Here is a 10,894-nt window from a genome sequence, read left to right on the forward strand (position 1 = left end):
AAACGGAAAACGTCGAGCGTTTGACGATAAATCACAAACTACATTTGAGATTGTCTGCAAGCTGATGTTTTGTAATGCTTTAATTCTTTATTACTTAAAGTTTACCCAGCATATTTCCGACGGTTAGCGCCGTTTCCAGATACATTTCCGGTGACAACACGGAACGAGCGGCAAGGACCTGCGCTCATAGCTTCGAACCCTCCCCTGATTCACGCTAGCTGCATCAGCGTACGGCAGGCCCCGCTTGCCGTTGAGAGAGGACCTGACGCATTGTGTTCACCTGAACGCGCGGGAGTCGACAATGATCCGCTTTGCCATCATCGCTCCACCCCTGCCGAGCCACTTTCAACCGCTTGAAAACCTGGCAATGGAGCTGATCGACCGCGGACACAGCGTCACGTTCTTCCACCAACCCGACGCACGTCATCTATTGCATTGCAACAGGGTCAAATTCCGCAGCGTCGGCCAGGAACGCTTTCCTGCCGGAAGCCTGGCGAAAAGCCTTGCACTGGCAGCCAATGTCGACACTTTGCTTGGCCAGCGGCGTACCTATGCCGATATGGCGCAAGTCACGCAGATGCTCTGTGAAGAGTTGCCCAACGCTCTGCGCGAAGAACGCATCGACGCCGTGCTGTGCGACCAGATGGAAGCAGCGGGCGGGCTGGTGGCAGAGTCGCTTGGCCTGCCGTTCGTGTCCGTCGCCTGCGCATTGCCGGTCAACCGCGAGGACATAACCGTACCGTTGGCCGTATTGCCCTACCCCTACGAGCGCGGCGAAGACGCCATCGAGCGGTATGCGCGCGCCGAGCGCCGGCATGACTGGGTCATGAAGCCATTGCGCAAAGCCATTGCCCGTCAGTCCGCCGCACTTGGGCTGAGCGTCCGCGAGGGCCTGCATCAATGCCTGTCGCCGCTCGCGCAAATCAGCCAAACGGTGCTGGAGTTCGACTTTCCGCGGCCCAACCTGCCGCCATGGTTCCATGAGGTCGGCCCCCTGCGCCGGGTGTCCGATGAGACCAACCACCTGCCCTACACGTTGGACAATGCTCGGCCTTTCGTCTTCGCAACCTTGGGCCGGCTCCACGGCAACCGCATGAGCCTGTTCAAACGCATTGCCCAGGCCTGCAAGTTGCTCGATGCCCAACTGCTGGTCATGCATTGCGGTGGGCTGAGTCATCGGCAAAGCGATCAACTGCTGCGACACGGCGCAACCTGGGTCACGGATTTTGCCGACCAGCCCATGCTGTTGCAGTATGCCGACGTGCTGGTGACCCACGGCGACCTCGACATCGTGCTCGAAGCCGTCGTGGCAGAAACGCCGATCCTGGCCTTGCCCATCGCCGCCGACCAGCCAGGCGTTGCGGCGCGGGTGGCCTACAGCGGTTCCGGCGTGCACGCCAGCCGGCATTGCAGCAGCCGGGAGTTGGCGGAACACATGCGTCATCTGCTGGAGAACCAATGGCCCGACCTGGAGAACCTGGCCGATGCCATCCACCTGATGGGCGGCACACAGCGGGCTGCCGATATCGTCGAGGCGGTGATTCCCGACCGGTTCAAACTGCGTCTGGTCAGCTCCAGCTGAGCCTGTGACCGATCGTCAATTGACGACCAGCTTGTCGCGGTTGCGATCCAGCAAAGCCTTGCCGATACCCGTAACCTCCAGCAGTTCTTCCACCGAGTCGAATGGCCCGTAGGTCTGTCGGTGCTTGACGATGGCGGTCGCCTTGGTCAGGCCGACCCCGGAGAGTTCCTTCTTGAGGGTTTCAGCGTCGGCCGTATTGAGGTTGACCCTGCCCGGCAGCCCCGGATGGGCAACCGATACCGAGGCGGCAGGCGCGGCCATAACTGGCGAGCTTAGAATGGGCACCGCGGTGCTGGCGAAGAATGCCAGCGCCAGTGCAGGAAGGAGGATCTTGCGCATTGCTTATGCTCCATGACTTGAATGAGAAGTGCGGCATTCCCGAGCCGCCTGCCAACCCTAGCCCCGCATCGCAGATGTTCCAGTGCCACCCTGTTGCACGACGTGTCGCACCGGCCCTGCCCCGGCCTGCGCGGGCGCCTGACGGATTGAGGGCATGTGTAAGTAGGTATGTGAGCTGCACCAGCCCGTAGGATTTTTCGGCGTTCGGACCTTCTGTGTTGATGCAAAGTCACATCCACGTACAATCCACCCGCCCCCAAACACTTCACTGCCAAGGCCTATGGACAGACAACCTCTCATGCAATCCCAGAGTACTTCCGTGCGCGAGCGTACGGTGCACGTGCTGAACGCCTATGTGCTCCCCATCGGCTGGTTGGTCATCATGACCGGCATGTTCTGGGCATGGGATCGCTCTCTGTATCACAAGCTGTTCTACATCTTCCTGGCGGTGCCCACCCTGCTCGCCCTGGCATTGCAGCCGGGTCCGTTCAAGGCGCTGGTGCGCAACCCGATGTTCCTTGCCTTCGTGGCCTTCAGCGCCTACATCCTGCTCAGTGTCAGTTGGGCCGCAGACGGCGAAGACTTCGGCTCGCTGTTCAAGCGGCCGCTCTACATCGCCATGGTGCTGCTCTCGGCTGGCCTGATCGCGCTGAAGGTGCCCGCGCGACTGGCGCAACTCACCCGTGCAGCGGCAGTGATCGCCACGGCAGCGGCGGGTTTGTCGTTGATCTATTTCTATGGCGTGCAAGGCGCGTCCCTGGGCAGCCGTCTGGATGGGTATGGCGCGCTCTACAACCCTCTGCTCAGCGCCCATGTGTTCGGCGCCTTTGCCAGTGTCTGGCTAGCCACCTGGTACATCGGACGCAATCCGTGGAACCCGTTGGCGCTGGGGTGCCTGGCGGTACTGGGCGTAACCTTGATCGCCACGGGTTCGCGGACGCCGATCATCGGCATGGCGGCGGCATTGCTGTGGCTGATGGCGGCGGGAAACAAGAAACGCGGCGGGCTGGCAATTGCCATTGCACTGCTGGGGATCGCAGCGCTGTACGTGGTAATGCCCGATGTGCTGACCTCGCGCGGGGCGTCGTACCGGCCGGAAATCTGGATGGAGTCACTGCGTCAGATCGGCGAGAACCCGTGGTTGGGGCGCGGCTACGATTCGGAGATGACCATCGTCATACCTGGCCTGCCGTACACCTTGGCCGACCCGCACAATATCGAACTGGGCGTGCTGTACATCGGCGGCGTTGCAGGGCTGAGTCTGTGGATGGTGCTGTATGGTCTGGCCATGCGCTTCTGCTGGATGAATCGGCGGGAACCGCAGGTGGTGTTGGCCGCAACCTGGCTGGTGTTCGGGTTTGCGTCGGGGCTGACCGAAGGCAGCGCCTTCATGTCCCGCCCCAAGGAGCACTGGTTCCTGATCTGGATTCCGATGGCGCTGGTGTATGCGCAATGGCTATGCCACTGGGGCAACCGCCTCAGCCGCCCTGCCAAGGCCGTTTGAGTGACATTACGGATTGCCTGATGCAACGCAGTGCGCCTTTCGCGGCCACGGGCCGCTCCTACGCAGAATCCGACGTCCCGTAGGAGCGGTCATCGGCCGCGAAAACGTCTACGCGGATTGCCTGCTGTAACGCAGCGCGCCTTTCGCGGCCACGGGCCGCTCCTACGGAGAATCCGACGCCCCGTAGGAGCGGTCATCGGCCGCGAAAAGGGTTACGCGTATTGCCTGATGCACTGCGGTGCGCCCTTCGCGGCCACGGACCGCTCCTACGGAGAATCCGACGTCCCGTAGGAGCGGTCATCGGCCGCGAAAACGTCTACGCGGATTTCAGCTGAACACCATACGGAGCATGCCGCGCAGGGTCTTCCTGTTCCAGGCCCTGAGCGGAATCATGCCCAGCAGCTCTCTGCTCAGGCCCTTGTCCTTGCGCGCATACTTCAGGAACATCGAATTGAGAAAACGCCAGCGCACCTGCTCGTACGCCGGGTGCTCGCGGTACACGGCGTAGGTCTTGAGCACGTTCTCGACCATGAAGCGGCCATTCTTGTAGGTGTTGGTCGCATGCTTGCGGTACTGCGCCAGGGGCTCACCCAGTACATCGATGAAATAACCCGCGCGGGTCACTGCCAACTCGATATAGACATCCTCAAGGCGAATCTCCGGATCGAATCCACCCACCTTCTCCAGCGCCTCGCGACGGAACATCAGCGTGGCGGCAGTCGGCCCCGGCTTGCGGTCCATGAACATGTCGTCGAAATCCAGCCGGCGGAACGGCTCGTTGCGCTTGCGCTGTTCACGCTCGCACATCACCTTGCCGGTCGCATCAATGATCTCGGTATTGGCCGAGCAGATACCCACCTCGGGCTTGTCTTCCATGTACGCCACTTGGGTGGCGATACGATGGGCGAACATCACGTCGTCCGATCCGAACGGCACCACCAGGCTGCCCTGGCAACGGGCCACCGACTCGTTCAGCGTCCGCGACAGCCCCTTGTTCTCCTGCACGCGCAGATCGAAACCATGCTCGGCACTGAGCTTGCGCAGCAGCTCAACGCTGCCATCGGTCGAACCATCGTCCACCACCAGCAACTCGATGTTGGCGTAGGTCTGCGCCAGCACGCTGCCGATCGAGGCCTCGATATACGGCGCATGGTTGTACGAGGCGATGATCACCGACACCAGGGGCTGCTTTCGATTGTCGGAGGTGGACGTGTTCATATTCGCTGCTCTGAAAAAGTGATGCCGTGCCTACGCGAAGGTAGGCACTCTAGGTACGACGAGCGGCCGAGCCAATCGCCAGGGCCATTCGCATTGTAACAATGCGTGACCTCAATGGAGGTCAGGCCTTGCTTGCAACGCTGGCAAGCGCGTGACACTTCCAACCACTTCATCCAGCCACGGCTGTTGGCTGGCGATTGCGGGCATAGGTCAGAAACGCCTCGAGGTCGTCGCTGCACAGCAGGTGGGCCACGGCTTTGACTTCGGCAACAGGCCAGTCCCACCACGCCGACGCCAGCAAGGCGTCCCGCACGCGTTCTTCGAAACGCCACTTGATGAACCGACACGGGTTGCCGCCCACCACGGCATAGGGCGGTATGTCCTTGGTCACCACCGCGCCGGCTGCAACCACTGCACCATGGCCAACCGTCACACCGGACAGAATCAACACATTGGCGCACAGCCAGCAGTCGCTGCCGATGATCACGTCGCCTTTGGTAGGCGCCGCGCCCGGCACGTCCTTGACCTCGTCGATGATCAACGGAAACGGAAAGCACGACACCCAATCGGTGCGGTGGCCACCGCCGAGCAGAATCTTCACGCCTTCGGCGATCGAGGTGTAGTTGCCGACCTTCAAGGTGGTGTCGTCACCGAACTCCTGCACGTCGGGAATGCCGTAGGTGCCCACCCCGATTGCATACTGGGGGTAGCGCATGCGGATTCGCTCGGGCCCGCGAAACAGCTTCTCGAACTGCCCGAGGTGCTTGCGAACCTTCCTTTTCTTCAACCGGTCCCACCACTTCATCGACGCACTTCCTTACTTACCAATGCAGCACCAGACGCTTGAGACGGCGAAACGTGGTGCGATCCCATAGCTTGAGCGGGATGGAGCGCAGCAGTCGCAGCGCATCCTTCTTGTCTTCCACCACCGCGTATTTCAACGCCTTGTTGACCAGTTTGGCGCGGCCGCGCTCATAGCCGGGGTGCCCGCGATAGGGCTCGATGGCGCGCATGTCGGCTTCGAACAAGGTCTTGTAGCGGCGCGACAAGTTGTGCGGATGGCGCCGGTAGCGGGTCACGATCACCGGCAGCATATGGATCTCGACGCCCTGTTCGGCAATGCGCAGGGTGATCTGGAAATCCTGGACCTTGATCGCCGGGTCGTAGAACTTGGCCTTGCGCAGCACGTCCATGCGGTACAACGACACTGGCGCGCCGCAGACCCGGGCATTGGCGAGGATGTCGGCGAAATCCATGCGGCGGATGCGCGTGTGTGTCTGGTCCTTGAGGGCGTTGCCCTGGGTGTCCATGTAGGTGATCAATGCACCTACCGCGCCGACTTCAGGGTTCTGCTCCAGGTAATCGACACGTACGCGCAGAGAGTGGGCGAGCATGATGTCGTCCAGATCCGGCGTGGATACGTATTTGCCGCGGGCGTGCTGCAGGCCGAAATTCAGCGCGGCGCTGACACCCTGGTTGGTTTGCCGCAGCAACTGGAAGTCGTAGGTCGCCTGCAGCGCGGTGAGCATCTCGATGCTGCGGTCACTGGAACCGTCGTCGACGATGATCACTTCGAAATTCGGATAGTCCTGGGCGAAGATGCTGGCCAACGCTTCTTCGAGGAAATTTTCAGCGTTGTAGCACGGCGCCACGATCGAAACGAGGGGCAAATCCGCTACGTCGGCTCGAACGGCAGGTTCGGAAAGTATGTCGGTCATTTTATGGGCAACGACTAATTCGGGTATGTACGGCCTGATATCGGCAGCGCTGCATGATGGGCGATCCGTACCCGATTGTCGACCAATCCATGCCCCCCCACCGTAGGAGCGGTCATTGGCCGCGAAAAGGTCCGCGTGGTGGGTCAGGCGAAATGCGGGGCGGCCTTCGCGGCCACTGGCCGCTCCTACGGGGTGTCGGCAGATCGGGCAACCCTCCGTAGGAGCGGTCATTGGCCGCGAAAAGGTCCGCGCGGTGGGTCAGGCGAAATGCGGGGCGGTCTTCGCGGCCACTGGCCGCTCCTACGGGGTGTCGGCAGATCGGGCAACCCACCGTAGGAGCGGTCATCGGCCGCGAAAAGGTCCGCGCGGTGGGTCAGGCGAAATGCGGGGCGGCCTTCGCGGCCACTGGCCGCTCCTACGGGGGAGCGAGTTTGCAAGACGCCGGATCAGTCGGGGGTGCCGCGGTGCTGTTGGATGTGCAGCCAATCGACGATCTCGCCTTCGGGCGCGTAGCCGCTCACGGCTTTCTGCAATATCTCGCGGACCCGGTCGAAATCCGTGTCATCCAGTGCCCGCAGCAAACCGGTCAGCTCGCCCTTGAGGGCTTCCCATGGCAAATGATCCTCATGGGCGCTCATGATCATCGGATGACGGGTAGCCACCACGTTGTTGCCGATCAGCAATTCCTCATACAGCTTCTCACCCGGCCGCAGCCCAGTGAACTCGATGCCGATATCCCCCTGGGGATTCTGCTCGGACCGAATGCTCAAGCCCGACAAGTGAATCATCTTCTGCGCCAGGTCGATGATCTTCACCGGCTCGCCCATATCCAGCACGAACACTTCACCGCCGCGCCCCATCGACCCCGCTTGGATGACCAACTGCGCAGCCTCCGGAATGGTCATGAAATAGCGGGTGATGTTCGGATGGGTCACCGTCACCGGCCCGCCCGACTTGATCTGCTTGTGAAACAACGGAATCACCGACCCCGACGAGCCGAGCACATTGCCGAAGCGCACCATGGTGAAGCGTGTCTTGTTCACCCGCGCCACGTTGGCCGGGTCGCCGAACAACACCGGCGCCACTTCACGGCTCAGCGCCTGCAGGGTCATCTCCGCCAGGCGCTTGGTGCTGCCCATCACATTGGTGGGGCGCACCGCCTTGTCGGTGGAGATCAACACGAAGTTGGCCACCCCCGCCTGCAACGCCGCCTGGGCGCAGTTCAGCGTACCCAGCACGTTGTTGCGTACACCCTCGGCAATGTTGTGTTCCACCATCGGCACATGCTTGTAGGCCGCCGCGTGGTACACCGTATCCACCTTCCAGGTGGTCATCACCTCGAGCAGCTTGGCCTGGTCGCGCACCGTGCCCAGGGTCGGCAGCATCTGCACGTGCAACCCTTCACGGGCAGCACGCTGCTCCAGCTCGCCGCTGATGGTGTACAGATTGAATTCGCCATGATCCAGGAGAATCAGCAGCGCCGGCTCAAGGCCAAGAATCTGACGGCAGAGCTCGGAGCCGATCGACCCCCCTGCCCCGGTCACCAGCACCGACTTGCCAGCAATGCAGTGCTCCAGCAGGTCATCCTGCGCAGGCACCGAATCGCGCCCGAGCAGGTCGGCAATGTCGACTTCCTGAATGTCGTCGACCTTCACCTCACCACTGGCCAGCGCGGTGAAGTTGGGCACACTGCGCACGTGCAGCGGAAAGCCTTCGAGGAAACTGAGAATTTCGCGACGCCGCGAGCGCGACGTCGACGGCAGCGCCAGCAACAGCTCCTCGGCGCCGGTCAGATCGATCATTCGCTGGATATGCTTGGGCTTGAACACCTGAATGCCGGCAATCACCCGGTCGGATATGCTCGGGTCGTCGTCGATGAACGCCACCGGACGCATCACCCGGCCCATGCGCAGTGCGGCAACCAGCTGGTTGCCTGCAACACCGGCACCGTACACCGCCACCTTGGTCAAGCGGTCGTCACGCCCGGCGAACGGCACGTTGTGCACGGCGTTGAACCAGTCGCCCATGAAGTATTGGCGCATGGCCAGGCGCAGGCCGCCGATGATGACCAGGCTGATCCACCAATAATTGAAGATGATCGAGCGCGGCACCACCGTCTGGTGGTTGCTGTACCAATACACCACCACCGCCAGGATCAGCGCCGACAGGCTGACCGCCTTGACGATGGCCACCAGTGCATCGTTGCCGAAGTAGCGCATCACCGCGCGATACATGCCGAAACGAATGAACAGCGGTATGGCCACGAACGGCGCGGCCACGAACAACCATTCGTGCTCGCGGATCGGGTTGTACATGTCCTCGATGCCCAGGCGCACCAGAAAGGCCATCCACAGCGCGACCCAGACCAGCACGATGTCCGCGACCACTTGCAACATACGCTTCTGGCGACGTGGCAAACCCAGCAAGCGTGTACGTATTCTATCCATCAGTATTCGACCCGTATGGCCCCAGACCGTGACGGTCGGTTGTAGCAACTACGTAACCTTAAGTGCGATCAGCCGAATGCACCAGTGAGCGAACGCAATTTCATGCGCGTTCCAATTCCCCCGCATGATAACGAAAAGCCAGCCACAACAAAGGGATGTACGCAATAAAGGTGCCTAGAACGGGGCTCAGACCGAAAACCGTCACGGCAATGGCCCAGGGTAACAGCCAGCCCAGCGTGATCGACGCCGTCGCCAGGGTCACCGGCAGATGACGCTCGTAGACCCGCGAGGCGTACTGATAGGCGTGGCTTCGATGAGCCTGATAGACCTTGTCGCCCCGCAGCAAACGCCGCAGCAAGGTGAACGTGGCATCGACGATGAACACACCCAGAAGGATCACCCACCCCCAGAAGTAAGCCGGCTCGATCCACGCTGCCTGAACCGACAGCACCGCCAGCACCAGCCCAAGAAAACCGCTGCCCGCATCGCCCATGAAGATCTTCGCCGGCGGCCAGTTCCACAGCAGAAAGCCCGACACCGCCGCCGCCAGCACGGCCGGCAGCCACATCAGCTGTGCATGCCCGCCAAGCGCATAGATCAAACAGGCCCCGGCACACACGCAGATGGCCTCGACACTGGCGATACCGTCGATGCCGTCCATGAAGTTGTAGAGGTTGAGCATCCACACCAGGTACAACAGGCCGAATAACCACCACAACGCGGCAAGCCCGTCGATCGCACCGATCACGCCAGGCATGCCGCCCAGGCACAGCAGGGCCCAGCCGCCCGCTGCGAAATGCCCGAGCAGGCGCCAACGTGCAGCGATGTGATTGTGATCATCGAGAAAACCCACCACGGCCACCAGCGCCCCACTGCTGAACAGGGCCAGCCAGACACGGCTTTCGAGCATCCCCCAAAGCGCCAGCCCGCTGATGGCGGCCAGGAACACCAGTACGATCGCCACGCCACCGCCGCGCGGGGTCGGCACCGTGTGGGAACTGCGCGCGTTGGGCACGTCCATCAGGCTGCGCGCCAGCGCGTAGCGACGCAAAGCGAAGGTCAGCCCATAGGCAAGCACCAGCACGACCAGCAGCCATACCAGCAGGCTCATCGACGGCGCGCTGCCACGTAGGGCCGCGCCGTGGCGGCCAGCGCGTCGGCCATGGAGGTGGGCGGCTGCCAGCCCAGCAATTGGCGATTCTTGTCGATGTCGACTTCCAGGGAATCAAACAGCCGTTGCGTCACTGCACCCTGCCCCAAGGCATTCGCCACGCGGCTCATCCACGGCAATGGCACATCGAGCAGCCGCGGCTGCTTGCCCATCGCCGCGGCCATGGCGCGCACCAGGTTCGCAGTGGACACCGGCTCGCCATCACTGACCAGAAAGGTTTGATTCGACGCAGCCGGATGTTCCAGGCAGGTGCACACCAGATCCGCCAGATTGTCCAGCGCCACCAGGCTGCGACGGTTGTTGGTCTTGCCGAAAGGCAGCGGCACACCACTGCTCACCAGACGCAGCAGCGTCTGGAAATTCGCGCGCACGCCTGGCCCGTACACCAGCACCGGGCGAATGATCACCACCTCCATGCCGGTGCTTGCTGCCAATGCTCGCAAGCCCACTTCCGCTTCAAGCTTAGAAATGCCGTAGGCATCACGCGGAGACGGCTCGTCGTCGGCACGAAACGGCTGCCCCGGCTCGGTGGCCTCGCCATTGACCTTGATCGAACTGATGAAAACAAAGCGCCGCACCCCGGCCTGCGCCGCCTGGCGGGCAAGGTTCAGCGTGCCTTCGACATTCACCCGGCGAAATTCGGCCAAGGGATCGGCGTGCGACTCGCGCATCACGTGCACACGCGCAGCGGCGTGCACCACACTGTCAATGCCGGCGAGCGCGCTGGTCCAGTCGGTGTCGGCGGCCAGCGTGGGCACCACGCAGCCTTCCACCCCAATGGGCAGTTTTGTGTAGGCGCGGCGCACGGCGGCGCGGGTGATCGGGCAGCCCAGCCGCACCAGCCGAGCCGCGACGGCGGCACCGACAAAACCCGACGCGCCAGTTACCAAAACAGCTTTCGAGATCATGGGCGAG

Annotated in this window: 9 protein-coding genes; 2 read left to right on the top strand and 7 right to left on the bottom strand. The window is 62.2% G+C overall.

Annotation, left to right across the window (positions count from 1 at the left end; translation table 11 throughout):
- Positions 1 to 301: 301 nt before the first annotated feature.
- Entirely contained in the window at positions 302 to 1,582 is a 1,281-nt protein-coding gene (locus IFU31_RS01770) for a glycosyltransferase (RefSeq protein ID WP_192102096.1), read from the top strand.
- Between the two features lie 15 nt (positions 1,583 to 1,597).
- On the opposite strand, the gene IFU31_RS01775 is transcribed toward IFU31_RS01770, so the two are convergent.
- The gene (locus IFU31_RS01775; protein ID WP_122478336.1) at positions 1,598 to 1,921 is read right to left on the bottom strand and encodes a ComEA family DNA-binding protein; all 324 of its coding nucleotides are present in this window, start codon (positions 1,919 to 1,921) and stop codon (positions 1,598 to 1,600) included.
- A gap of 298 nt (positions 1,922 to 2,219) precedes the next feature.
- On the opposite strand from IFU31_RS01775, the gene IFU31_RS01780 reads away from it, so the two are divergent.
- Positions 2,220 to 3,425, top strand: a complete 1,206-nt coding sequence (locus IFU31_RS01780) for an O-antigen ligase family protein (protein ID WP_192047217.1) — start codon at positions 2,220 to 2,222, stop codon at positions 3,423 to 3,425.
- A gap of 327 nt (positions 3,426 to 3,752) precedes the next feature.
- Here IFU31_RS01780 and IFU31_RS01785 read toward each other — a convergent pair whose 3' ends face one another.
- The 6 genes from IFU31_RS01785 to IFU31_RS01810 all read right to left on the bottom strand — a co-directional run bounded on the left by IFU31_RS01785 (position 3,753) and on the right by IFU31_RS01810 (position 10,887).
- Positions 3,753 to 4,643, bottom strand: coding sequence for a glycosyltransferase (locus tag IFU31_RS01785; RefSeq protein WP_192102097.1), 891 nt, complete (start codon positions 4,641 to 4,643; stop codon positions 3,753 to 3,755).
- A gap of 169 nt (positions 4,644 to 4,812) precedes the next feature.
- Positions 4,813 to 5,448 carry a CatB-related O-acetyltransferase gene (locus tag IFU31_RS01790; RefSeq protein WP_192102098.1) on the bottom strand — a complete coding sequence of 212 codons (636 nt, stop codon included), beginning with the start codon at positions 5,446 to 5,448 and terminating at the stop codon, positions 4,813 to 4,815.
- 16 nt (positions 5,449 to 5,464) lie between these two features.
- Positions 5,465 to 6,361, bottom strand: coding sequence for a glycosyltransferase family 2 protein (locus IFU31_RS01795; RefSeq protein ID WP_192056208.1), 897 nt, complete (start codon positions 6,359 to 6,361; stop codon positions 5,465 to 5,467).
- 446 nt (positions 6,362 to 6,807) lie between these two features.
- The gene (locus IFU31_RS01800) at positions 6,808 to 8,808 is read right to left on the bottom strand and encodes a polysaccharide biosynthesis protein (RefSeq protein ID WP_192102099.1); all 2,001 of its coding nucleotides are present in this window, start codon (positions 8,806 to 8,808) and stop codon (positions 6,808 to 6,810) included.
- 100 nt (positions 8,809 to 8,908) lie between these two features.
- Positions 8,909 to 9,919 carry an MraY family glycosyltransferase gene (locus IFU31_RS01805; protein ID WP_192102100.1) on the bottom strand — a complete coding sequence of 337 codons (1,011 nt, stop codon included), beginning with the start codon at positions 9,917 to 9,919 and terminating at the stop codon, positions 8,909 to 8,911.
- Positions 9,916 to 10,887, bottom strand: coding sequence for a UDP-glucose 4-epimerase family protein (locus tag IFU31_RS01810; RefSeq protein WP_192102101.1), 972 nt, complete (start codon positions 10,885 to 10,887; stop codon positions 9,916 to 9,918). Before IFU31_RS01810 ends, IFU31_RS01805 begins: the two co-directional genes overlap by 4 nt.
- Positions 10,888 to 10,894: the final 7 nt, after the last annotated feature.

Origin of the sequence: Pseudomonas sp. CFBP 13602, from assembly GCF_014842725.1 — a bacterium.
GTDB classification, from domain to species: domain Bacteria; phylum Pseudomonadota; class Gammaproteobacteria; order Pseudomonadales; family Pseudomonadaceae; genus Aquipseudomonas; species Aquipseudomonas baltica.